The 24,998-nt window shown below is 61.1% G+C and carries 18 protein-coding genes; 16 read left to right on the top strand and 2 right to left on the bottom strand.

What is annotated here, in order from left to right; translation table 11 throughout:
* Nucleotides 1-8: 8 nt before the first annotated feature.
* The 12 genes from P0652_RS17515 (at nucleotide 9) to P0652_RS17460 (ending at nucleotide 19,307) form a co-directional block, all read left to right on the top strand.
* Nucleotides 9-4,604: a strawberry notch-like NTP hydrolase domain-containing protein gene (locus tag P0652_RS17515; RefSeq protein ID WP_284180177.1), complete on the top strand. Its 4,596-nt coding sequence runs from the start codon at nucleotides 9-11 to the stop codon at nucleotides 4,602-4,604.
* 64 nt (nucleotides 4,605-4,668) lie between these two features.
* The gene (locus P0652_RS17510; protein ID WP_284180172.1) at nucleotides 4,669-5,667 is read left to right on the top strand and encodes a DUF7146 domain-containing protein; all 999 of its coding nucleotides are present in this window, start codon (nucleotides 4,669-4,671) and stop codon (nucleotides 5,665-5,667) included.
* A 327-nt stretch (nucleotides 5,668-5,994) separates the two neighbouring features.
* Nucleotides 5,995-6,891, top strand: coding sequence for a DUF2493 domain-containing protein (locus P0652_RS17505; protein WP_349774996.1), 897 nt, complete (start codon nucleotides 5,995-5,997; stop codon nucleotides 6,889-6,891).
* 849 nt (nucleotides 6,892-7,740) lie between these two features.
* On the top strand, nucleotides 7,741-8,070 hold the full coding sequence (locus tag P0652_RS17500; RefSeq protein ID WP_160084478.1) for a DUF736 domain-containing protein: 330 nt from the start codon (nucleotides 7,741-7,743) through the stop codon (nucleotides 8,068-8,070).
* Nucleotides 8,071-8,268: 198 nt separating this feature from the next.
* Entirely contained in the window at nucleotides 8,269-9,483 is a 1,215-nt protein-coding gene (repA, locus tag P0652_RS17495) for a plasmid partitioning protein RepA (RefSeq protein WP_160084477.1), read from the top strand.
* A complete protein-coding gene (repB, locus tag P0652_RS17490) occupies nucleotides 9,480-10,487 on the top strand; it encodes a plasmid partitioning protein RepB (RefSeq protein ID WP_284180170.1) in 1,008 nt (335 codons plus the stop codon). The genes repA and repB overlap by 4 nt, the downstream gene beginning before the upstream one ends.
* A gap of 188 nt (nucleotides 10,488-10,675) precedes the next feature.
* Complete coding sequence (repC, locus tag P0652_RS17485; protein ID WP_284180169.1) at nucleotides 10,676-11,962, top strand: plasmid replication protein RepC; 1,287 nt, start codon at nucleotides 10,676-10,678, stop codon at nucleotides 11,960-11,962.
* Nucleotides 11,963-12,162: 200 nt separating this feature from the next.
* Nucleotides 12,163-12,450: an XRE family transcriptional regulator gene (locus P0652_RS17480; RefSeq protein ID WP_284180168.1), complete on the top strand. Its 288-nt coding sequence runs from the start codon at nucleotides 12,163-12,165 to the stop codon at nucleotides 12,448-12,450.
* Nucleotides 12,451-12,477: 27 nt separating this feature from the next.
* Entirely contained in the window at nucleotides 12,478-15,486 is a 3,009-nt protein-coding gene (locus P0652_RS17475; protein ID WP_284180167.1) for an HsdM family class I SAM-dependent methyltransferase, read from the top strand.
* Nucleotides 15,487-15,491: 5 nt separating this feature from the next.
* Nucleotides 15,492-16,229: a hypothetical protein gene (locus P0652_RS17470; RefSeq protein ID WP_284180166.1), complete on the top strand. Its 738-nt coding sequence runs from the start codon at nucleotides 15,492-15,494 to the stop codon at nucleotides 16,227-16,229.
* 399 nt (nucleotides 16,230-16,628) lie between these two features.
* On the top strand, nucleotides 16,629-18,077 hold the full coding sequence (locus tag P0652_RS17465) for a TIGR03808 family TAT-translocated repetitive protein (protein ID WP_349774997.1): 1,449 nt from the start codon (nucleotides 16,629-16,631) through the stop codon (nucleotides 18,075-18,077).
* A 12-nt stretch (nucleotides 18,078-18,089) separates the two neighbouring features.
* On the top strand, nucleotides 18,090-19,307 hold the full coding sequence (locus P0652_RS17460; protein ID WP_284180165.1) for a glycosyltransferase family 4 protein: 1,218 nt from the start codon (nucleotides 18,090-18,092) through the stop codon (nucleotides 19,305-19,307).
* Here the strand turns inward: P0652_RS17460 and P0652_RS17455 are convergent.
* Nucleotides 19,291-19,860, bottom strand: a complete 570-nt coding sequence (locus tag P0652_RS17455; protein ID WP_284180164.1) for a recombinase family protein — start codon at nucleotides 19,858-19,860, stop codon at nucleotides 19,291-19,293. The genes P0652_RS17460 and P0652_RS17455 overlap by 17 nt on opposite strands.
* 146 nt (nucleotides 19,861-20,006) lie before the next feature.
* Between P0652_RS17455 and P0652_RS17450 the strand changes: the two genes are divergently transcribed.
* Both P0652_RS17450 and P0652_RS17445 read left to right on the top strand, forming a co-directional pair.
* Nucleotides 20,007-22,976, top strand: coding sequence for a Tn3 family transposase (locus P0652_RS17450; RefSeq protein ID WP_284180163.1), 2,970 nt, complete (start codon nucleotides 20,007-20,009; stop codon nucleotides 22,974-22,976).
* A 115-nt stretch (nucleotides 22,977-23,091) separates the two neighbouring features.
* Nucleotides 23,092-23,730, top strand: coding sequence for a hypothetical protein (locus P0652_RS17445; protein WP_284180162.1), 639 nt, complete (start codon nucleotides 23,092-23,094; stop codon nucleotides 23,728-23,730).
* A gap of 61 nt (nucleotides 23,731-23,791) precedes the next feature.
* On the opposite strand, the gene P0652_RS17440 is transcribed toward P0652_RS17445, so the two are convergent.
* A complete protein-coding gene (locus P0652_RS17440) occupies nucleotides 23,792-24,175 on the bottom strand; it encodes a hypothetical protein (RefSeq protein WP_284180161.1) in 384 nt (127 codons plus the stop codon).
* A gap of 50 nt (nucleotides 24,176-24,225) precedes the next feature.
* Between P0652_RS17440 and P0652_RS17435 the strand changes: the two genes are divergently transcribed.
* On the top strand, nucleotides 24,226-24,522 hold the full coding sequence (locus tag P0652_RS17435) for a nucleotidyltransferase family protein (protein WP_284180160.1): 297 nt from the start codon (nucleotides 24,226-24,228) through the stop codon (nucleotides 24,520-24,522).
* Nucleotides 24,522-24,866 (top strand): HepT-like ribonuclease domain-containing protein, encoded by a 345-nt coding sequence (locus tag P0652_RS17430; RefSeq protein ID WP_284180158.1) that lies wholly within the window; start codon nucleotides 24,522-24,524, stop codon nucleotides 24,864-24,866. Before P0652_RS17435 ends, P0652_RS17430 begins: the two co-directional genes overlap by 1 nt.
* Nucleotides 24,867-24,998: the final 132 nt, after the last annotated feature.

Here is a 24,998-nt window from a genome sequence, read left to right as displayed (position 1 = left end):
GACTTGTGATGACCCCTCCTGCTGCTGCGGCACTTGCCGCGTCAATTCCGTCTGGCCTGTTGCCCCATCTTGATCATGGCGCTTTGCTGATGGCTGCCGCCCGGAATCTTTTCGAGGCCCTGTCAGCTGGCCGAAAGATCAATGCCGGCGTGATGCGTAGCGCAATGGAACAAGCCTTCGGCGGTTCAGACGCCGAAGGTTTGTGGTCCTGGAAAGACGCCTATGAGGCGGTCGAGGCGGCGCAGGTCTTGTTCTTCCGCCAGTTTGGTGCCCCGATTTTCGGAAGCGGTCGCTTGCCGGCCGACATCCTCTTAATCCTCGAGCGCCTTGGTGCCCTTCTCCCGACCGAAACCCGCCGCTCGGAAACCTCGCACGCGCTGCAGCAGTTCTCGACGCCGGTTGAGCTGGCGTTTGTCGCGGCGATTGCCGCTAGGCTCACCGCCGATGACCTCGTGCTCGAGCCTTCGGCCGGAACGGGGATGCTTGCGATTCAGGCGGAAATCGCAGGTGCGAAGCTTCTGCTGAACGAGTGGGCCGAGGATCGGCATGCACTGCTGACCGGGCTCTTCCCGAAGGACTTTATCACTCGGCTTGATGGCTCGCAGATCCACGATCGGCTCGATCCCGCGTTGCGTCCGAGCGTTGTGCTGATGAACCCGCCATTCTCGGCTTCACCGCTGATCGCTGGACGGCATACTTCGGCGACATTCGAGCATATCCGCTCAGCCCTTGCGCGCCTCGAGCCGAATGGTCGTCTCGTTGCAATCACAGGCGAAAGCTTCTCGCCCTATAGCCGCTCCTGGCGTGGAGCCTTCGAAACGCTCCAGCAGACGTCCGTATTGCGTGCAACCTTCGCGATGCGGCGCGGCTTTTTCCGGCGGCATGGCACAGATATCGAAAGTCGGCTGACTGTGATCGACAAGGTTCCCGCGGTGAACCCGACGCAGTTTCCGGTGCCGCTTCCCCCGGCAGAAACCCTGCAAGAACTCCTCGCTCTGGTCGAGGAGCATGTGCCGCCTCGTGTCGAGCGGTTCTCGACACCTCTGGCGTCTGTTGTGGCTTCGCCCGTTGAGATTCTGGCACCGCGTCCCGCATCGCGTCTCTTGGCGTTCGGTCGAAAGGCCCGGATTCCGAAAGAGCCTCTGACCGCCGGACTGGCTGACCAAGCCTTTGTCCGGCGCCTTGAGCCTGGGGGTGGACCGGTTGTCGTCACCTCTGGAGATGCGAGTTCGCCGGAACCAATTTATTGCACCTCACCCTCCCCTCTTGCTGAGGGCGTCGCTGCGGCTCCTGTTTCCGTCATCTCTTCCGACATAGCACCGCGTTCCACGGCGGTCACTTTCGAAATCATCGAGCTTGCCTACGCCCCTCGCGAAGAGGTGGCTTCGCCCAAGGCTGAGATCGAAGCTGGCCTTTATGAGCCTTACGCGGTCCAATCGATTGTGATTGACGGCGCAAAGCCGCATCCGACGGTGCTGGTGCAATCGGCTGCCATGGCGTCCGTGGCGTTACCTCAACCCTCCTACCGACCGCATCTACCTGAAGCAGTCATTTCCGACGGATTGCTCTCGGATGCCCAGCTTGAGACGGTAATTTACGCTGGAGAAGCCCACGGCCAGCACCTTGGGGGCTTCTGGCGCGTCAACGAGACCTTCGATGCGCTGGAAGCGGCGGCGGAAGATGATGATGCGGCCTTCCAGTTTCGGCGCGGGTTCTATCTCGGGGACGGGACAGGGGCCGGCAAGGGCCGCCAAGTTGCGGGCATTGTGCTCGACAACTGGCTGAAGGGCCGGCGAAAGGCGCTCTGGATCTCGAAATCCGACAAGCTTCTTGAAGACGCCCAACGCGACTGGTCAGCCCTAGGGCAGGAGAAGTTGCAGATCGTCCCTCTCTCCCGGTTCAAGCAGGGTACACCGATCGCTCTTCCCGAGGGGATCCTGTTCACCACCTATGCCACGTTGCGTTCGGATGAACGGCAGGGTCCGGATGGCACGATCAAGGTTTCCCGCCTGAAGCAGATCATCGATTGGCTGGGCTCAAGCTTTGATGGTGTCATCGTCTTCGATGAGGCTCATGCCATGGCGAATGCCGCGGCCGAGAAGGGCGAGCGAGGCGATAAATCAGCATCGCAACAGGGGCGCGCCGGTGTGCGGCTCCAGAACGCGCTGCCGCAGGCCCGTGTGCTCTATGTCTCGGCAACGGGTGCGACGACGGTCTCGAACCTGGCCTATGCCTCTCGCCTTGGACTCTGGGGCTCAACGGATATGCCGTTTGCCACCCGCGAGGCCTTTGTCGAGGCGATGGAATCCGGTGGGATCGCGGCCATGGAGGTGCTGGCGCGGGATTTGAAAGCCCTGGGGCTTTATACTGCCCGCGCCCTCTCCTATGCCGGCGTCGAAGTTGCAATGCTGGAGCATCCGCTCTCGTCAAAGCAGATTCGGATCTACGATGCCTATGCCTCGGCCTTCGAGATCATCCATAACAATCTCAATGCTGCGCTTGAGGCGTCGCACATCACCGGCGAAGGCGGTAAATCCTACAACAAGAACGCCAAGTCCGCCGCGCGTTCGGCATTCGAGTCGAACAAGCAGCGGTTCTTCGCCCATCTCATCACCGCGATGAAGGCACCGAGCCTCATCAAGGCGATCGAGGCGGATATGGAGGCAGGACATGCCTCTGTGATTCAGATCGTCTCGACCAATGAGGCCCTGCTCGAACGGCGCTTGGCAGAGATCCCGACAGCGGAATGGAACGATCTCTCAGTCGATATCACGCCTCGGGAATATGTCCTCGACTATCTCGTCCATTCCTTCCCCACGCAACTCTTCGAGGTCTATTCGGATGAGGATGGGAACCTTCAGTCCCGTCCTGCCCTCGATGAGGATGGAAACCCCGTCCACTCTCGCGAAGCGATCGAACGCCGGGACAGGTTGATCGAGCATCTGGCGTCGCTTCCTGCCGTACAGGGTGCACTCGACCAGATTATCCAGCGCTTCGGGACGGATATGGTCGCGGAGGTGACGGGGCGCTCGCGGCGGATCGTCGCCAAGACCAATCCTGATGGATCCCGGCGGCTCTGCGTCGAAACACGTGCCGCATCGGCCAATCTCGGGGAGACCCGTGCGTTTCAGGGTGATCAGAAGCGGATCCTCGTCTTCTCGGATGCCGGTGGTACTGGCCGGAGCTATCATGCCGAGCGTTCGGCGAAGAACCAGCGCTTGCGCGTCCATTACCTGCTGGAACCCGGTTGGAAGGCGGATAACGCGATCCAGGGGCTTGGGCGCACCAATCGAACCAATCAGGCGCAGCCACCGCTCTTCCGTCCGGTGGCGAGCGATGTGAAGGGCGAGAAGCGGTTTCTGTCCACGATCGCCCGGCGTCTCGATACGCTCGGGGCGATTACGCGGGGACAACGCCAGACCGGCGGCCAGGGCATGTTCCGGGCCGAGGACAATCTCGAATCCGTCTATGGCCGCCTTGCGCTCCGTCAGCTTTACCAGCTGATCTATGCCGGCAAGGTCGAGGCGTGTTCGCTCGCGCGTTTCGAAGCGGCAACGGGGCTCAGTCTCACGGACCGAGATGGCAGCTTGCTTGAGGAGCTTCCGCCGATCACGACCTTCCTCAATCGCATCCTCGCTTTGCCGATCGCGCTCCAGAACCAGCTCTTCGAGGTCTTCGAGAGCCTGATGGAGACAGCGATCGAAGGCGCCATGCAGTCCGGGACCTTCGATATCGGGGTTGAGACCATGCGGGCCGAGAGCCTCGTGGTTCAGGAGGAGAAGGTCATTGCCACGCATCAGGCGAGTGGCGCCACGACGTCGCTAATGACGCTCCTGCGCAAAGATCAAACCGAGATCACGACAAGCGATGAGGTTTTCGCCCATCACGAGGCCAACCAGAAAGCGCGGTTGATGTTGAACCGGCAATCCGGACGGGCTGCGCTCGTAATCCCGACGACGAGTCTGATGCAGGATGATGGTTCGGTAACGCCTCGCGTCAGGCTGATCCGGCCCAATGCTCGAGATGTCATGCCGGTTGAGGTACTCGAGAAGTCTCAATGGCGGGAGACCGAGGAGACCAGCTTCCACGTTGCCTGGGAAACTGAAGTCAGCGAGATCCCGCCCTTCACCGAGACCCGCTTCCATATGGTTGTAGGACTGCTTCTGCCGGTCTGGAAGCAGTTTCCGGAGGAAAATACGCGCGTTTATCGGTTGCAGACCGATTGCGGTCAGCGCCTGATCGGACGGCTGGTCTCGCCAGTAACCGCAGCAGCATTAAAGGAAACGCTTCTGTCCGAGGCCCCTACCCTTTCAGCTGCAGAGGCTGCGGATACGATTATCCGTGACAATACCGGTCTCATCCTGCGGGAGGGCCTCACCCTCAAGCGTTCGCTTGTGATGGGGCGGCACAGGATTGAGCTCTCGGGGTTCTCGGATCTCGATGTTCAGCGCCTTAAATCCTTTGGCCTGATCTCCGAGATCATCGCCTGGAAGCTTCGGCTCTTCGTACCCGCGGGCGATGATGCGGCCAAAATCCTCGGCCGCCTTTTCGACCTCTACCCTCTCCTCCGCATCGTGCCTTCGGCACGTGTCAACGCTGCGTGAGGGGGATGCGATGTCACGACATCATTCCTGCGCCGGGTCTCCGGCGCGCGATCTCTCGATCCAGTTGGCAGAGCGCGCAGCGGCATTCTGCCGATACTACCTCTCGAATGGGCACAGGTCCGGGAGATACTGGATCGTTGGCGATACCGGAAACAACCGAGGGCGTTCGCTTTTTGTCAGGCTCACTGGACCGCCGCACGGCCAAGGCGCGCGGGGCAAGTGGCAGGACGCCGCGACCGGGGAGCATGGCGATCTACTGGATCTCTTAGCCGCGAGAGAAGGACTTCGAAGCCTTGCCGAAACCCTGGCCGAGGCCCGGCGCTTTCTGGGTAAGCCGGAACGGCGCGACAGAGATGGCTACGCCTGTGATGTTCCGTTCCACACGCGATCCGATACGTCGGCAATCGCGAGGCGCATCTGGGCCGATGGCAGGCTGCTATCCGACACATTGGCCGAGACCTACCTCAGCCTTCGGCATTTGCCTCCACCCTATCCTCCAGATCTCCGCTTCCACTCTGCTCTGGAGTATCGCGACCACGAGACCGGCGAGATTGCCTTCCACCCTGCCCTGCTCGCAGCCGTCAGGGACGCTTCAGGCTGCCTGAGGGGTATCCAGCGCGGTTGGCTGGCTCTGAATGGCCAGAAGGCTGCACTTGACGATCCCAGGCGCTCCCTGGGGCATATCCACGGCCATGGGGTCTGGCTGCGCCATGATGATCGAGAACATCCCTCTGGCGCCCTTCTGATCGGCGAGGGCGTCGAAACCGTGCTCTCGCTCGCCGCCGTGTTGCCTTCGGCAAGCTTGGTCGCTGCTCTCTCGGCCTCTCACCTCGCCGGGTTCATCCTGCCGGGGTGGGTGAAATCTTTGCTCATTGCCCGAGACAATGAGCCAGCGGGCATCCGTGCAGCCCGGAAACTCGCCAGCCGTGCGGCCGAAAACGGCATCAACGTTTCGATCCTTCGGCCGGTCCTGAAGGACTTTAACGCGGACCTGCGTCTCCTCGGCAGGGAGGTGCTCGTGACCAACCTCCTGAGGCAATGGCCAGAGGTGTTGGCAGCATGACGGCGTTAACGCTTTGTTAACCTCTGCCTACGCCCGACGCTGAATTCCTCCTCCCCTTCCCTCGCCTTGTCGGTGTCAGAGCCCGCATCCCGGGCCTTGGAGAGACGGTCGATCGGGCCACAAGGCTCAGGTCGGTGCAACAGCTGGCGCTGTCCTTCTCTTCGTTGCGGTCCCGGGCGGGGCACAAGGCCCCTTGGGATGCACCGCCCTTCCCCTCGCGCCCGTTTATCGCCCGTCAAGGCCCTGCGTGGATGCGGGGTCGATCTCACGAAAGGCGCGACGATGTTGGATGATCAGGACTTCAGGGACGAGAGGGCAGAGGTCACTATGGCTTCACCCTCGGTACACCTCCTCGATGAGCTTCAGCTTCATGGCTATCGACCACTGGAGGAAGAGGGCGATCCGAGCCCCCTCCCCTCGCCTGAGGGCGCTGAACTCGCATTGGCGACAATCTTCGAAGCCGCAACTGGTCTCTTTGCCGAAACGCGCCTTGAACCGGATCTGCCCGATCTTCTCTGGAGCCTCGTCAATCTCTTCCACCGTCAGACCGAGCGCATGGGCCGGCTGCTCGACGACAACGAGATCGCCCAGAGAAATTCCCAAGCCCAGCAGGATGGCTCGGAGGTTCGCTCGGTCGAGCTGGAGCGCCTCACCGCTCTTGGTCTCTCGCTCATCGAACGCCGCAATGCCTTCGAGTATTTCCGGGACAGCGCGGCCAATCTCTTCGCCGTCGAGACCGGCTCGACGTGGCGCCCTAGAACGGGTTCGATCGTCAATCATCGCGCCCTGACGTCAGCCATGATCGACAGCCGTGACTTCATCAATGCGCGGAAGGTGGCCGAGACGACAGTCCTTGTCCCGGTGGGCCATCGGATCGGCTTTGCCGGCGGGACCGACTACAACGATCACGTCAGAATCTGGGATATCCTCGACAAGGCCCGCGCCAAGCACGCCGACATGGTGCTGCTCCATGGTGGGGGCAATCGTGGCGCCGAACGCATCGCCGCCTGCTGGGCTGAGAGCCGGAAAGTTCCGCAGGTCGTCTTCAAGCCGGATTGGGCAAAACACCGCAATGCGGCGCCTTTCAAGCGCAACGATCAGTTGCTTGAGGCCATGCCCATCGGCCTGATCCTGTTTCCAGGTTCAGGCATCGTCGAGAACCTCGGCGACAAGGCGCGGAAGCTCGGAATTCCTGTTTGGAAATGCGGGCCTGGCGGCGCATAGGCGCCGCCGTCTTCTCAATCGCGGCCTGTCGCCTTGATCGAGGGCGGAAGCGCGCCCTCGTGCGTGTGCTCCGGTCAATCGATACGCGTGTGTGTGAGCTGCGGTGCAGCCCATCGCCATATTCCCCAAAAACGACCGCTATGCCGGGAGGAAGCGGAGGCGAAGATCTGACGCGTGCGATGCTCAGGCTTCAGATTCTAACGGAGCTAGCCCGCCCAGCGGAATCGGCGGGTAGGCTCTCAAGGGGCAATGTCTCCGTCTGCTGGCGATGTGAGTTTGCCCGGTCAGAGCGGAGCCATTGGCGAATGCCTCGCTTGACTGGGTCCTGCAGGGCAGGGGTGGCTGGTGTGGATTGGTCCCCGAAGCTGGATCTGCCGACGTCTCGCTGGATCATTGCTCAGGCTTGGATGCTCACTGCCGCGACACACAGTCGGTTGGTTGGCCGCTGCTTCCTCTTCGTTTCGCCACAGCGACCCCAGATGCCTGAGGGCAGGGGGGTGAATGCACTCGGAGAGTTCAAATCCTTGGCAGGGAAGGTGAGTCTCAGGCGCCATGCTGTTTGACCACCTGTCCTGAGATGCTGGCGCAGTCCTTCTCGTCCGTGATGGGCGGATCTGACCGGAGGCCGGCTGCGGGGCATCCTCGCTTCGACCTGGCAACGGGCCATCCGAAGAAATTTCCGCCGGCGGGTAACCCGCCTTTGCATCGCGAAACAAATTTCTCCGTCTGTCCCGTCCTCCACTGCGTTTCGGCCCACAGGGTGCCGGTCGCTTCGCCACCGGTCTTTCGATCGCCATCAGGAACGCGATGGATGCGAGCCTGAAGCTCAAGACAGATGGAGAATTCAAAATGGCGACGATCGGTACCTTCTCTCTGGCCAAGGACGGCTTCCTCCAGGGCGCAATCAAGACCCTGACCCTCGACACCCAGGCGACCTTCGAGCCGGTCGAAAGCGAGAGCAAGGGCGCGCCTTCCTTCCGGCTCTACGCTGGCGATATCGAACTTGGCGCCGCATGGCCCAAGACCGCCCGCGAGAGTGGCCGCGAATACCATCAGGTCCGCATCGATGACCCGAGCCTCCCGAAGCCCATCTTCGCCAATCTGGTGGTCAATCGTGACGGTGGCTTCGACCTCCTCTGGAACCGTCCGCGCAGTACCGCGAAGCGCTCACGCCACTGAGGCGAGAACACAGGGCCGCCCGCTGAATGGTGGGCGGTCTTCTCGAGTTGGCCGCGGCCAACTTTCTGAGCAGGCCATTTCTAGAATCGGGTTAACCTGGCTTAACGATAAAGTTCTTGCTCGTTCGAAAGAATCGTGTCTCTCCTGATACGGAAATTCTGGTGTTTCGCACTGAAATCCGTATCGGAGAATTAATTCGTGGACACGGCTTCGCTTCGTTCCGGTCGGGTCGCATCAGACGCCAAAATTGCGGCGCATGCAAAGCTGCTCTCTGGGCAGTTGCAGTCGCTCGGGTCGCGACTCTTTCCACCAGATAGCAGGAAATCTCTGAGGTCGTTTACCTCCGGCGAGGCTGCGCGGCTGCTGAATGTGTCTGACGGTTATCTCCGCCAGCTTTCGATTGACGGAATTGGGCCGACGCCGGAGGTTTCCCTGACTGGCCGGCGCTCCTATACGCTGGCACAAATCAACGTGCTTAGGCGCTACATCGCCAATGCTAAGCCTCGTGATGCCGACGTTATTCTGCCTCACCGCAAGCCCGGTGAGCGGCTTCAGACAATCGCCTGCGTCAACTTCAAAGGCGGCTCAGCCAAAACAACAACAGCGCTTTATCTGGCACAATTTCTTGCATTGAGCGGATATCGGGTTTTGGCTCTGGACCTTGATCCCCAGGCCTCGATGACGGCCATGCTGGGGCTTCAGCCGGAATTCGATCTTGCGGAAGGGGACACGCTTTACGGAGCTATCCGCTACGACGATGCCCGTCGTTCTGCAAAGTCGTGCATTCGCAAGACCTATTTCGACGGCCTCGATCTGATCCCCGGCAATCTCGAGTTGATGGAGTTTGAGCATGATACACCCCGGGCTCTCCTTGAAGGTGGTCGTCCGGCTGGCGGACTGTTCTTCCAGCGCGTTGGCAAGGCGCTGAACGAAGTCGAGGCTGATTATGACGTGGTAATCATCGATTGCCCGCCCCAGCTCGGCTACTTGACGCTCGGAGCGCTGTGTGCCGCTACCTCGCTGCTCGTGACAATTCATCCGCAGATGGTCGACGTCGCTTCGATGTCGCAGTTTCTGCTGATGACGGCCGACTTGATGTCCGTTGTCCGCAATGCAGGCGGTGATCTGCACCACGATTTCATTCGCTATGTTGTCACCCGGCATGAACCTCATGATGGGCCGCAGTCGCAGGTCGTGGCGCTGCTTCGCGGGCTCTTTGGAGATGATGTGCTGGCGGCGACGGTATGGAAATCCACTGCCATCGCTGATGCTGGGCTCACCAAACAATCCCTCTATGAACTTGATCGCGGCGCAGTTGGGCGTGCGACTTATGATCGTGCGATTGAATCGCTCGACGCAGTGAATGGCGAGATTCTTGGGCTCATCCGCAAAGCGTGGGGGAGAGATGCATGACGCGCCGCAATCTCATTAAGTCCCTGATCGAGGAACAGTTGGCCGCGGCCAACTCTGCTCCCGCCGCGGCTGCTCCTGTTGAACAGGCTCCACCCGCGCAGCCGCCGCAGCGAACGCTGGCGGGGCCCGTACGAACGATGGGGCTGACGCTGGACAAGATCGAAGATGAAGCGCGGGCCCTGAAAGAGGCTCTGGCGAAGGGACAGAACGTCGTCGAGATCGATCCTGCGCGGGTCGAGCCGTCCTTCGTTCTGGACCGCTTTGACCAGGCGGATGACGAGGCGTTTGAACAGCTCAAGGCGTCCCTGCGGGAGCACGGACAGGAAGTTCCGGTCCTGCTGCGCCCGCATCCTGTTCGCGACGGATATTTTCAGCTTGCCTACGGGCATCGCCGCTGGCGGGCTGCGAAGGAACTGGGGCTGTCGCTCAAGGCCGTTATTCGCGCATTCGATGATGAGGCTCTTGTCCTCGCCCAGGGATTGGAGAACTCGGCGCGAAAAGATCTGTCCTTCATCGAGAAGGCGATGTTCGCGAAATCTCTCGAAGATCGAGGAACTGATCGCCAGTTGATCATGGCGGCATTGTCGACCGATAAGACGGAACTCTCCAAGCTCATCTCCGTCGCAAGGGCGGTGCCCGAACCGATTGCCCGAGCAATCGGACCTGCACCAAAGGCGGGCCGACGCCGTTGGATGGATCTTTCGGATCGTCTCAAACAGGGAAAGGCGCTGGCCGTGGTTCAGCGTGTTCTTGCCGATCCCGATCTCAGCCGCGATTCAGATACCCGGTTTCTGAGGGTTCTGGCTGCAATCTCAAAGCCGGAAAAACCGCTTCAGCCGCAACCAATCTGGTCAAGCGGCGAGGGGAGGGGGCTTGCCTTCCTGGCCGAAGACAGCGGTCGAACCATCCTACGGTTCGACCCATCGGTGCCGAAAGACTTCGCGACTTTTCTAGGCTCACGCCTCGCCTCGCTTTTTGAGGAGTACGAGAAGCGGAACCAGTGAACCCGAACCACTGACCCAACCAGGAAAGGACAATTCGACAAAAGAAAAAGGCCCCCGACGTTTCCACCGGAAGCCCTCTCTTGTTCGCACCTTGAGAATCCCACTTCCGCGAATCGCTGTCAAGAGTCCCGAGCGGACAACTGCCTTTTCGGCGGGCGCAATTCTTTTGCCTGATTGAGGCAAAGACCATGACGCAACAGGGATTGGTGACGACGCCCTTCGGGCGGCGAACGCTGTCGCTTGGCCTGATCGCCACGCAGCAGCAGGCGAGGGCGGTTGAACCGGAAAAGACCGTCCACAAGTGGAAAATCTTTCAGGCCATTACGGAGGCCAAGGGCAAGCTCGGCCTGCCGGACCGGGCGATTGCCGTGCTCCATGCGCTGTTGTCTTTCCATCAGGAGACGGCGTTGACGGCAGGCGATCCGCTGATCGTCTTCCCCTCGAACGAAAAACTCTGCAGCCGCGCCCATGGGATCGCCCCGGCAACTCTCCGGCGACATCTCGCGACTCTCGTGGAAGCCGGTATCGTCGTCCGCCGTGACAGCCCCAACGGTAAGCGCTACGCCCGCCGCGGGATGGATGGCGAAGTGAGCCTCGCCTTCGGGTTCGAGCTGACGCCGCTCGTCGCGCGCGCCGAGGAATTTCAGGCACTCGCGGCCGAGGTTCAGGCCGAGCGTCGGGCGCAGAGGCTCGCCCGGGAGCGCATCACGCTGGCGCGCCGCGACATCACCAAAATGATCCTGCTCGGCATGGAAGAAGCGCTTCCGGGCGATTGGCAGGGCCTGCACGGGCAGTATCTGGCGCTTGTCGGGCGTCTCAAGCGCTCCGCCAGCCACGCTGATCTGGAGGTGATTGCGGACGATCTCGAAGGCTTTTCCACTGAGATCCTGAAGCATCTGGAACTCTTCACAAATTTCGCAGATTCAAGCGCCAATGAGTCCCATTCCGAGCGCCACAAACAGAATTCAAAACCAGAACTTCATGAATCTGAACCTGCTTTCGAGAAAGACAGGGGCGGTGAGCGCCGGCCCGAGCCTGAGACCCATGGTTCGGTTCAAGCGGAGCAGGGGAGGGAAGGGGAGACGGCCGCAACCCGCCCGAGCCTCGGCACGCCATTGCCGATGGTGCTCGAGGCGTGCCCGGATATCCTCGATTACATCCACGGTCGGGAAGGGCAGGGGGCTTCACCCCCAAGCTGGGCCGAGTTCCTGAAGGCGGCGGAGCTGGTGCGAGCGATGCTCGGGATTTCGCCGGATGCCTGGCGCGATGCCGTGGAAACCATGGGGCAGGCCGATGCCTCGATCGTCATCGCGGCGATCCTGCAAAAGGGCGATGAGGTGCGCTTCCCCGGCGGTTATTTGCGTGCGCTGACCGAGAAGAAGCGCGAGGGGCAATTCTCCGTCGGGCCCATCCTTATGGCGCTGATCGGCACCAAGCTGAAGGCCATGCGGGGCGGGATGGGGATTCCGCTATGACAGCTCTGGGGCCGATAGCTGCTTGTCTGTTGTTAAGAACGCAAATGGGTAGAGCGGACTTTGGCAGATACCTCTAAAACGTCGCAAGGTGACTGCCCCCGCAACGGAATAGTAACATATTGCACACATCAATTCGTGTGCTATAACACATCAAACCATGTGCAGGCGCACATTAAATGCTGTGTGGGATGAAGCGGGCCATGCCTTACACTGAATTCCTCGGGGAACTTGAGCGCGCAGGCTTCAGCGTGCGCGGTTTTGCTCACCTCATCGGCATGAACCCGAACTCGATCACCAACTATGCCAGCCGGGGCGACGTTCCTCAACATATCGCGCTTGTCGCAGTACTAGTGGCTGAGATGGCGGCGTGCGCAGTCGATTATCGAAGCGCGATCGCTAAGGTCGCGCCGACCCGGAAGCCCCGCGGCGCAACTCAGCGTGGCCAGTTTGGTGGAGACCGCCAAGCCAATTTGGACCTCCAGTCATGAGTTGGCGGACCCGTACTGGACCGGGCTATGACTGATTGGCTCGCTTGGCTTGAGCCGTTCGGCGCCGATCGGCAGGCACTCCACCTGCTTGACGCCGAGGCTCCCGAACTGCTGCCCTATGCGACCCTGACCAATGCACGGCGAGAGGGTGGATCAGTCCTCAATACCGTGGGCGCTGTGTACGAATGGCAAGAGGCCCCGCTGATCTTCCTCGTTGATGCCGTCCGGATTGCGGGCGAGGACGATATCCATCGGCTCCGCCGCCTACTCGCGATGCGCGGCGATGCGCCGTATCTTGGCATCGTCGCGCCAGGCCAACTGGAAGTCTACGCGATTGCCCTTGATCGCAAGACCCCGGCCCAGGCCCGTGTGCCGCTGGGCAGTTCGGGCACGCCTAACAGGGGTGTGTTCCCGCACCTGGCAAATCGGCGTCCGCGCGCGGCGCGCACTCGGCAAGGTTGGATCTCCAATGTGGTGCTTAACCTCCTAACCGACGCGATCAATCAGTTGATCCGAATGGACGTCGGGCATGGCGACGCAATCTCGCTAGTCGGACGAGCATTGTTCGCGCGCTTCCTCGGTGACCGCAATCTCTTGCCGGAAGATATGGCAGCGCCCGCTACCACCGCCGCGCTGTTTGCCAACGTAGGAAATGCGCGGAAGGCGAACGCCTGGCTCGACAGGACCTTCAACGGCGACCTGCTACCGCTATCGAAGCAGATCTTTGAGACATTGCCGACGAACGCCTATCACGTCCTGGGCAACATCATGATGCGTGCGGAAGGGGGCCAGCTCTTCCTCGGCTGGACGGAGCGCTGGGATGGGCTCGATTTTGCCCACATCCCGGTCGGCGTCCTAAGCCAAGCCTACGAGCTCTACCTGCGCCGCCACGCTCCCGAGAAACAACGTAAGGAAGGCGGTTTCTATACGCCGCGGCCGATCGCTGATCTGCTCGTCCGCGCTTCTTTGCGCGCACTCGAACGTGACGGATCGAGCGCGACGGCGCGCATCCTCGATCCCGCGGCGGGCGCTGGCGTTTTCCTTCTGACCGCCTTTCGCGAACTCGTAGCGGCGTGTTGGCGGGCTGATGGCAAGCGGCCCGATACAAAGCGCCTGCGCGAGATCCTCTATGAGCAGATCACGGGCTTCGACATCAACGAGGAGGCGTTGCGCTTCGCCGCGCTGGCGCTCTATCTCGTCTCGATCGAACTCGACCCCGAGCCGAAGCCCGTCGACAACCTGCGCTTCGATGATCTTCGCGGGAAGGTGCTCCACCTAGTCTCGAGCGAATACGAAGAGCCCGGTTCCAGCTTAGGCAGTCTCGGGCCACTGGTAGGTGACGAACATCGTGGCCGCTACGACGTGGTTGTCGGCAACCCACCTTGGTCGACCGGTACAAAGCTTGCCGACTGGTCACTGGTTCTGAAGGCTGTTTCGGCAATCGCGAGCGAGCGCTTAAGCGCAAGGCTCGCGCCGCCGCTCCCCAATGAAGGGCTCGACATCCCTTTTGTCTGGCGTGCTATGGAATGGGCTAAGTCGGGCGGCCAGATCGCTTTCGCGCTCCACGCGCGCCTGCTTTTCCAGCAAGGCGACGGCATGGCCGATGCACGCCGGATGCTATTCCAGGCGCTCGACATCACCTCAGTGATCAACGGCGTCGAGTTGCGTCAGACTAAGGTCTGGCCGGAAATCTCGGCGCCCTTTTGCCTGCTGATCGCAACCAACCGCGTGCCCGCCGCCGGTGCCGGCTTCCGGCTGCTCAGCCCTCGTCTGGAGACGGAGCTCAACGCTGCCGGTACAATGCGCATCGACGCCCATGCGGCAGAGATCATTGCGACCCAGCACATGATCGCAACTCCCGATATCCTGAAGATCCTATTTCGCGGGACGAAGTCCGACCTCGGCTTGGTCGAGCGCATTCGCGGCAAGGGCTTCCCTACCGTCGAAGCGTTCTGGCGAGAGGCGATCGGCGTATCGAATCGCGGGCGCATGGCCGGTTCGGGGCAGGGCTATCAGCAGCTTCGCGACAGCAGTGGTCCCCGCGAGGATGGATCCCCCCCGCCCGGCAAAGATGCCGGGCATCTTCGCGGCTTGCCCGATGTCACGGTTGCCTCCTTGGACCGACTGGTGATCGACGAGAGTAGGTTAGAGAAATTCCAGCAGGATCGTGTTCACCGACTACGCGACGCGAATTTGTTCGAGGGACCGATCGCGATCGTCCACAAGTCGCCGCCTGCCGATCGCGGCCGAATCCGCGTCGGCATTGCCGTCGGGCCGGCCGTCTACAACGAAACTTTTTATGGCTACTGTCCAACGGGCTTTGAGAATGCGGATATTCTGGTGCGCTACCTCGCCCTCGTGTTCGGCAGCAAATTCACACTTTGGCTGGCGCTCACGACCAGCGGAGAATTCGGCTTCGAGCGTGAAGTCATTGAAAAGGCCGCACTCGACCGCATCCCGGTTCCAGACTTCCGTCAGCTCGGACCAGTTCGATGGGCAGAAATCATGCAGCTCTTCGAAGCGGTATACCAGTCCCCGTTGGCTTGGGACGAAGTCGATCGCTGGGTCGCGAGCCTCTATGGTCTCAGCACAGGCGATTTGCAGATCATCACGGATACGCTCAGCTACAATTTGCCGTTTGCCGAAAACAAGAAGGCCGCTCAAGCCCGCCCCAAGCCTGAAGTCACAAAGGAGTTCTGTACGCTACTTCACAGCGAGCTGTCGCCTTGGACGGACCGCTTCGGCAAGTCGCTCAGCGTTCGTATGATCGAAAGCCATTCGACCTCACCCTGGATGGGCTTTGTCCTGCAAACAGGCGAGAGCGCTTCGACTGCGGTCGCAAAGGACTGGGAAGCGCTGCTCGCAGTCGCGGATGTCTCAGCTGCTACCGAGATGGTGGTAGAGGACGAATGTGGCGCATTGCTGGTCGGCCGTCTCGCCCAGAACCGGTACTGGAGCAATACTCAGGCGAAGCTGCTGGCTCAACATCTTATCTGGTCACGCCTCGACTTCCTCAAGGGGCGCCGTCGCGGATGAGCTCCTTGGCACTCTCCCCTCGCCCTGACCAGATCGCAGAGCTCACCCGCGGGCTTGCCTTGCCCCTGCCTGCGATTGATGAGATCTATCTCCAGATCATTGCCCAAGGTATAGTACAGGCGTTCCAAGACGTCCGCGCCAATCACGCCCGCACGGTCGCGACCGGCGACGAGGCAGAAGTCACCTCAATCTTGGTGGCGCGGCTCAACAGCATGATCGAAGAGGATCAACTATGGCGCCAGCTCGTCAGCAGCGTGGTACGTGGAGCCGAGAGTTTGAACTACAATGGCACGCATCTGGAGAAGCGGCCAGACTTGTCGATTCATCTATCGGGCCGCGCCACCCGCTTTCCATTAACCGCCGAAGCCAAGATCATTGACGCGACCCGCGGTGAGCATCTCTATTGCAGCCAGGGCCTAGTCCGCTTCCTCGACGGACAGTATGGCTGGGGTGGTCGTGAGGCGTTTATGATTGCCTATGTGCGGGATGGGACGAAAATTTCGGCCCGCCTTCAGCCCTATCTGGCGCAGGCCGCGTATGCAGCCAGCTACGCCGTACAGACCGGGCTTACCGCCCATCCCGTCAACGGCTGCGACGCAGCGCAGTCGAAACATGGCCGGTCATTCCTCTATACACATACATCCCCGCCGGCCAACAATCCAGGCATCATAACCGTTTGGCATCTATGGTTCGATGCCTCACCATCAACCACGATAGCTGCGGCCAACGTGACAATCCCTTAGCCCTTTCGCTGTGGCCCGCTGCCGGTTCTGTGGACACCCGGTTTAGGCTGTCGCAGCCTTTGCTTCGAACGCTATCGGGCTGAGATATGAATAGCCCCGGGTTTTCTGGTCATGCGGAATGACCGGTTTTCGGAAACGATTGAACGCTGGGGAGCGTCAGATCTGGCGGCGCGCAGCTGCCTCGTAGTGACGAGACCACTGCCGCACTCATGCCGGTTGACAAAATCCAGCTGGCTCGAAAGCGTATCAATGCGAGAATTCGTGAAAGTCCGTCCGCGCGGGAGGGGGACATGAGGGCATAGCGCTGATTTCTCGCTAACCAACGCTAAGGGAGAACGAGTCAAGAACAAAAGCTGTGCTATTTTCACTGCCCTATTGCCTCTATCCAAGCTCGGCTGAATAGACTTTGTCACAGTCCAGCCACGAAACTCAGATCAGGTCTCCCTGTTTCAGAAACAGGAGAGCTCCATGCCGCTTTTTGTTCGCACAATTGACGATGCTACCGTCCTGGTAAATCAGGCCTCATCGCCGGGCACCGGATGGACCACTGTCGCAAGCGTCCAGGCCGCTGTCGACAAAGCCCGAACGGACAACCGTCCGCTCTATGTGCGGCCAGGCATCTACGACACCCAGCAGGTTGTTGTTACCGCCGGCACGGGAGGCGGAAACAAGTGCTCGATTTACGCAACACCGGGTTCCGTCACTTTCCGTCTCCAGAGCGGCTCCTTCGCACAAAATCTGTTTTTCGTGTCTGGCATTTCGGATGTCCGCTTTTCCGGGCTCATTTTTGATGGAAACAACGTTGCTTTCACAGGGATCAATGCTGAATCGGCCTTGGTGCGCTTCGAGAATTCGCAACGCTTCCTGATTGAGCAATGTGAGTTCGTTCGCTCCGTCCGTGTTGGGTCCCTCGTCAGGAACGGCAGCGTCGGAACCATTCAAAATTCCCAGTTCTCGCTGTGCAGCTTCGCGGTCTGGAGCATCGATTCCTTGGTCAATGTCTCCAAGAACCGGATTTTCAATTGTCAGAACAATGGTGTCGCCATCTGGCGCACCAACATCGAGAATGATGGAAGCCTCGTCGAGGGCAACAATATCTCGAATATTCAGAGTGGCAGCGGCACTGGAGCCAACGGAAACGGCATCACTGTCTTCAAGGCGGTTGGGGTGCGGTCGATCGGAAATTTCATCTCGGACTGCGCTTATTCTTCCGTTCGTTATTTCGGCGGAGGCAGTCTGGTTGTGGCCAACAATTATTGCTGGAATTCCCGTGAAGTAGCGATCTTCATTGAATCGCCGGGAACAGGGTCAGGGCGCGCCGATACCATCGGGGGCTCTATTACCGGCAACATCATCGCTGAATGCGCCGACGGGATTAAGGTCGTCAACCTTGCTCAAGGAGGAGACGGCATAGCCCGCCGTGTCACGATCACCGGCAATCAGGTCGCGCAGGTCCGCAAGCGGCAGATTAACGATCCCGGCTATGTGCCGACGATTTCCAACGCCGTGGGCATACAGGTGGAAGGGGCTTGCGTGGTTTCCAGCAATATCGTCGAGGGAGCCGAAGGTGTAGGGATTGTTGCAGGGACGAACCTTGCGACTGAAGACCTCAATGTCACGGGCAATCTCGTGACTTTCTCTCCCATCGGCATCGGCTATTCCAACGCGGGCGGTGCCGGTCAGGTCATGATCACCGGCAATCAGGTGCGTGGCGCAACGAATGGTTCAGTCGTTCCGGTTACACTTGTTGGCGCGGGTCCGTTCCAACGGGTCGGAACGAGCGAATTCGGGAATGTTCCCGATCAGCAGGTCGGGAACCTGCTTGTGGGCCATAACCGAACATACTGATTGAGGGCATGTATGCGGGTCATCATCATCGCCGATTACGCGATCTCTGAAGGTGGTGCCCCGCAGGTCGCGATCGCTTCGGCGATCGGTCTTGCAGAGCTCGGCCATAAGGTCACCTATATTCAAGGCGTGGGAGATGCCGGGGATGCGGCGCTGGATGCCCATTCCGATATCCGGCGTATCAGCCTCGGCGGACAGGATATCTGGAGTAAGAATCTTTTGGCTGCCGCGAAGGATGGCATCTGGAATAGCGATCACAAGGCACGGCTGGCATCGATCCTCTCCGGGTTCGATGCCGCCGATACCGTGGTTCATGTCCACCAATGGACGAAATTCTTCTCACCGAGCGTGTTCTCTATTATCCGGAAGTCAGGCCTGCCGCTGGTGATCTCACTTCACGACTATTTCCTGAGCTGTCCTACCGGGCTTATGTACCGTTTCGACAAGAAGGAACCTTGTGAAGCCAGGCCGCTGTCGCTGGCGTGCCTCACCGCCCCATGCGATCCCCGAACCTCGCTTCACAAGGCCATCCGGGTGATGCGATCTGTTGCTACAGACAAGGCGTTGGGGAATGGTTCCTTCACTGCGATCCACGTCTCGGAGATTGGGCGGCGGACCATCGGCCATTTCCTACCAGCGGAAGCCCGGCAATTCGTTCTGGAAAACCCGATCGAGTGCGAGGATCGTGGTGCCCGCGAGTTCGGCGATGCACGCAAGATTGTCTATTGCGGCCGCCTGACCGAAGAAAAGGGCGCGGACCTCGTCGCCAGCGCTGCACGGCATCTCGGCATGCCGAGCCTGTTCATCGGCGACGGACCGTTGCGCGAGCGCATCCGCGAGATCGATCCCGATGCGGAAATCACCGGGTGGCTTGACAAACACGCCGTCAGGGATCGTGTGGCGCGGGATGCGCTCGCCGTTGTCGCGCCATCGCGCTGGCCGGAAACCGGACCGCTGGTGATCGCCGAGGCCATGTCTTCAGGTGTGCCGGTGATCGTCTCCAACCGAGCGGGCTCTGCCGGCCGGGTACAGCATGGGAGAAACGGCTTCGTTGTTTCGCCCAATGTTGATTCCATCGCGCAAGCGATCACCGAATTGCGGATGCCTGAGAAGGTGAGGGAGATGGGCGAGGCGGCATACGAGACTTTCTGGGCTGCACCGCCGACCCTTCAAGCTCACGCGCGGAAACTGGCGGAGATTTACAGCGCCGCGCTCAGCCCGGTCTTGTGATACCGAGCCTTCGCATTTCCCGATAGAGGGTCGAGCGTCCCAAACCAAGCTGACGCGCGGCCTCCGAGGGGGAGGAGCCGGCAGCAATGAGCGTCATGGCGGCATCCACTTTGGCCTGATCGAGGGGCTGGCGGCCTGGGCGCTTGCCCTTTGCCCTTGCCGCCGCGATGCCGTCACGGGTCCGTTCGGAGATGAGCCTTCGCTCGAAATGCGCGATGGCGCCGAAGACGTGGAAGACGAGTTCGCCTGCGGCGGAAGAGGTATCGATCTTTTCCTCAAGGCTCAGCAGGGCAATGCCCCGCTCTTTCAGCATGGCGACGGTGGAGAGGAGTTCGGCGAGCGAACGGCCCAGCCGGTCGAGGCGAACGATGGCGAGTGTATCGCCCTTGCGGGCAAAGTCGATCAGGGCGGTGAGCCCCGGGCGATCCATGCTCTTGCCGGAGCGGATATCGGAGAAGACCCGGATCGCACCGGCTTGTTCGAGGCGCAGGGTCTGGCCGGCAATATCCTGATCGCCGGTCGAGACGCGCGCATAGCCCAGGATATCGCCCATTGTTTGCTGTCTCCCAACCGGCCGTTCCGTGGACGCGACTGCGCGTATCCAGCCGACATCGGCAAATCAGTCCATAAACTATGTCTCTTTATGTCTTGCCGTCCATAGCGCAGAACGCCCTTTTGTGGACGGGCGAGGAGACCGGAATGGACAGGAACCGACTGCTGACGGATGCTGAGCGCCGCAGGCTCGTTCATATCCCGGAAGAGCGAGACGAACTGGTCCGGCTCTACACATTCGAGGCCGCCGATCTCACCCTAATCAGGGACCGGCGTGACGATGCCAACCGTCTTGGCGTTGCTGTGCAACTCGCTCTGCTGCGTCATCCCGGTGTGACGCTTGCGGGCTGGCTTCAGGGTGGGTTTGCCGTTCCGGTCGAGCTGGTCTCGTTTCTTTCCGAGGGCCTCGATCTTCCCGCATCGGCCTTCACCGACTACGCGGCGCGGGCGCAGACCATGACGGATCATGCCCGCGATCTGGCCAGTGCTCTGGGGCTTCGGCTCGCCGTGCGCGGAGATATCCCGATGATGATCGATGCCGCAGCCGAAGCGGCACGCGGTACGGATCGTGAGCTGCCGATCGCGACAGGAATTATGACAGCGCTGCGTGCCAACCATATCCTGCTGCCGGCCCTCTCGACGATCGAGCGGGCGGGGTTGGCCGGTCGTGCACGCGCGCGCAAAGCCGCCATGCAGGCGCTCGTCGTGCCACTCTCGGAAATACAATCCGCTGCTGTCGATGCCCTGATTGTCAAGGACAGGGTGCTCGGCATGTCGCGCCTTTCCTGGCTCAAGACCTTGCCGGATGCCGCCAGGCCCGACCATATCAGTCTGCTGCTAGAGCGCCTGGCGTTCGTTCGGGATCTCGATCTGCCAGCGGCAAGAGCCGCTACGGTGCATCCTGACCGGGCACGGCAGTTCGCCCGGGAAGCCCGCCTGTCGCCGGCCTATCTGATCGAACGCTATACGCCGCTGCGCCGACGGGCGATGCTCGTCGCTTATCTCGCCGACGCAGAGGCCCAGCTTATCGACGACGCTCTCGTGATGGCGGACAAGCTGATCGGCGGGCTGTTCACGCGTGCCAAGGCACGACAAGCAAGGACCTATGCCGGGACCGCCCGGGATGTCGCCCGGCTGATGGGTCTCTTCCAACGCACGATCGACGCTCTGGCCAGCGCGGTCGAAACCGACGCCGATCCCTTCACCGTGCTCGACAACAACATCGGATGGGCAACCCTTTTGCGCGCCCGGCCCGAGATTGTCGCCATTGCCGCTTCCACGGGAGAAGATCCTCTCGTTCTCGCTGCAGATCGGTATCAGACGTTGCGCAAGTTCGCGCCTGCCCTGATCGAAGCCCTGGAGTTCAGAGCGGGCAAAAGCGACTCCCGCACCCTCGCGGCTATCGCGACCCTGAGGACGCTCTATCGATCCGGGCGTCGTGAGGTGCCGGCGGATGCACCGATGCCCTTCCGGAAGGAATGGCGCAAAATCGTTGTCCAGCCTGATGGGCGGACCAGCCGCCGACTTTACGAAACGGCAGTCCTTGCGCATTTGCGCAACAAGCTGCGTTCGGGGGATGTCTATGTCGAGCGTTCCGCATCCTACCGGCGCTTCGACGCCTACCTGGTCCCCTCGGCGGAGGCGGCATCCATCGCTGGAAAGCTCGGTTTGCCGAGCGACCCGGAACGCTGGCTGGCCGAACGTGGTCACGAACTCGACGACCGGCTGAAGCGCTTTGGGCGGCGTCTTGCCCGAGGGCAACTCGAGGGCGTCGCGCTGATTGACGGGCGCCTGTCGATCTCCCCGATCCGGGCAACGCCGATCCCGGAAGCGGAGCAGCTCGCACAGCGCCTCGACGCGATGATGCCGCGCATCCGCATCACGGAACTCCTGCATGAAGTCGCCCGGCAGACCGGATTCCTCTCTGCCTTCACCAATCTGCGCACGGGCGCTCCCTCTCCCCATGACAATGCGCTGCTGGCCGCGATCCTTGCCGATGCGACCAATCTGGGCCTTGCCCGCATGGCGGCTTCAAGCCAGGGCGTCACGCGCGATCAGCTGATCTGGACCCGCGATGCCTATATACGCGAGGAAACCTATCGCGCGGCCCTCGCCATCCTCATCGACGCCCACCACAAACTGCCGATCGCAGCCGCTTGGGGCGAGGGAACCACCTCGAGTTCGGATGGGCAGTTCTTCCGGGGCGGCAAGCGCGTGGCACCGGGCGGCGAGATCAATGCCCGTTATGGCGCTGATCCCGGCTTCTCATTCTATACCCATGTCTCCGATCGGCATGCCCCGTTCCATGTCACCGTGCTTTCGGCAGCGACCCATGAAGCGCCCTATGTGCTCGACGGGCTCCTGCATCATGGCGCATCGCTTTCCATCCTCGAGCATTACACCGACACGGGCGGTGCGACCGATCATGTCTTCGCGCTTTGCGCGCTGCTCGGGTTCCGGTTCTGCCCGCGCCTGCGCGACTTCCCCGACCGCCGTCTTGCGCCGCTGGAAAGCCCTTCGACCTATCCGACCCTGCAACCCCTGCTCGGCAAACGTATCCGTGCCGATATCATCGCCGCGCACTGGGACGATATCCTGCGTCTGGTTGCGTCGCTCCGCTCGGGTCACGCCCTGCCCTCCGCGATGCTCAGAAAACTCGCGGCCTTCGAGAGAAAGAACCAGATCGACGTCGCCCTTCAGGAAATCGGCAAGATCGAGCGCACCCTGTTCATGCTCGACTGGCTGGAAAATCCCTCCCTGCGCCGACGTTGTCAGGCCGGGCTGAACAAGAGCGAACAGCGCCATGCCCTGACCCAGGCCATCTGCACATTCCGGCAGGGGCGGATCATCGACCGCAGCCACGAGGCGCAGCTCTATCGGGCCTCCGGCCTCAATCTCGTAATCGCGGCGATCGTCTATTGGAATGCGACCTACATGAGCGACGCTCTGGCCCATCTCGCCGCAACCGGCCAGGCCGCGCCGGACCAGCTGGTGGCTCATACCTCGCCGGTCGGGTGGGAGCATATCGCCTTCTCCGGCGATTTCCTCTGGGATCGCGCGGCGCAGACAACAGCGCGCAAGGCGCTCATCCTGCCCGCTACCTACACCGCCGCCTGAGCAATGTTCCCCTCACGTTCACCCCTCGCGTTGTTTAGCGAGAAACCAACGCTATGCCCTCGACATCAACCAGGCTCGGCTAACGCTCGGTTACATCGCCCTGGCGCTCTTGATCGTGGCGTCGGTTTCGCCGGCGCGCGCCGACGAATGGGCGAAGCAACTCGATGCAGTTCCGAACCTTCTGCGGTCGGCTCCGGCTGGCTCTTCGGTGGTGAACCGCTGCTGGGTTCCAGGCGCGCTCGACCACAGAGCGACAAACCAGGTCGCAATCCGAGCCGCGCCGCGATCCGATGCGCGCGTTCTGAAAACCATCCCTTCCTTCCGCCTCGAAGCAGGCGAGCGTATCGCGCCCGAGTTCCAAGTGATCGGTGCCCGGGCTGGCTGGCTTCTGATCCACGATGTTGGCTTCGCCGGCTACGATACCCCAGCGCGGACACTGTTGGCCGGTTCAGGCTGGATTGAAGCCCGGCGCATGCACGTGCAGATTGAGAGCTTCAGGTTGTACCGCGATCCCGATCCGAGGTCGCCGCTGGCGGCCGACATGACCCCGTCATCGCCGAGTGAGGAGGCTCGGCTTGTCATGGTCCATGGCTGTTCCGGTTCGATGCTCGACGTGACCATGCGTCTCCGCGACGGCCGGACGGCGCGCGGCTGGGCCGGCGGGGCCTGCTCCAGTCAGGTCACCACCTGCGGGGGCGGCCATAGGATCGCAATCGAGAAGGACGGGCGGATCGTTCAGTGGAATAACGATTGAGGTGAGGCAGGCGGCGCGGGTCAGAAGCGGCAGGAATCCCGGGCAGGAGAGGCCCTTCCGGCTAACGCCTCGCCTCGCGCGCCATGGTGGCGATCCGGCGCAGGTCGAGCGCCCAGGCCGTGACAGCTTCGCGCTGGCACTCGGCGGCGAGGTCGCGCCCGTAGAATCCAGGATGGACCAGCGCCTCGACCCGGCAACTCGCGTCACCTAGGCGGTCCAGGCCTGCTGGCTGCGGCCGAGCGCTTCCCGGGCCGTCCATGTCTGGAACATGCCAGTTCAGCCGCACGGGCTGCGTGAACAGGACCATGATTTCTGGACGCTGTGATCGTCCGGTGTCGGTCGACCTTCTGGAAATTTCGACCGTCCGCCATGGGGGCGCGAGGCGGATCGTCCGTTTTTTTTCCGAATCCCGATTTTCGGGCGGGCAGGGGGTGTCGATTGCCATATTGAAGTGACCCGCTTCAAAATCCCCAAGGTTCCGTGTATCATGAACCCATGAAACGTGACCTTGCCCTCTCCGAGATTGGCCGCCGCGAGAAAGCTTTGCGCTCACGGGGCGTGGCAGCTGCATATCTTTTTGGCTCTACCGTGCGGGGAGAGGCGCGGCCTGACAGCGATATCGACGTTTTCATTGAGATTGAGCCAAATCGCAAATTCTCGCTGATCGATATGGCAGGGGTGCACAATCTCCTGGTAACGGAACTGGGCGTTTCCGTTGACCTGACAACCCGATCTGGCTTGCATCCCAAACTCCGCGCCGAAATCGAGCGCGAGGCGGTTCGTGTATTCTGATGCCGCGGCGTCCTGGCGTTGTCCTCGAGGATATCCTGGACACGATCTCTCTCGTCGAGAGCGCAATTGGCGCCAAGGATCGAGCCGCATTCGCCGCTGACCTATTCCTTCAGCGCGGTGTCGAACGGTCGCTTGAGATTATTTCCGAGGCGGTTCGTCATCTTCCCGAAGCGATCTTGGCCAAACGCCCCGAAATCGCCTGGACGGATATTCGCTCGATTGGCAATCTCATTCGGCATGAATATTGGCGCGTTGATCCAGATATTCTTTGGGCGGTCATCACGGATGATTTGCCACCCTTGCGTATGGCGATAGAAGCGATGCTCAAGCGTGTTGACGAATGAACTGGTCCGCAGCTCTGCTCGAGGGCGACGACTTGGGAGCCCGGCCAGGCAATTGTAGACGGCAAACATCTTCTGAAAACCCTGTTAAATCAATATTTTAGTTCCATAATTATCCTTATGCGAATCGCAATC

It is taken from the genome of Rhabdaerophilum sp. SD176 (assembly GCF_030143245.1).
Taxonomy (GTDB): domain Bacteria; phylum Pseudomonadota; class Alphaproteobacteria; order Rhizobiales; family Beijerinckiaceae; genus Rhabdaerophilum.
Note: the sequence above shows the minus strand (reverse complement) of the source record. Positions and strands in the feature narration are given on the sequence as shown.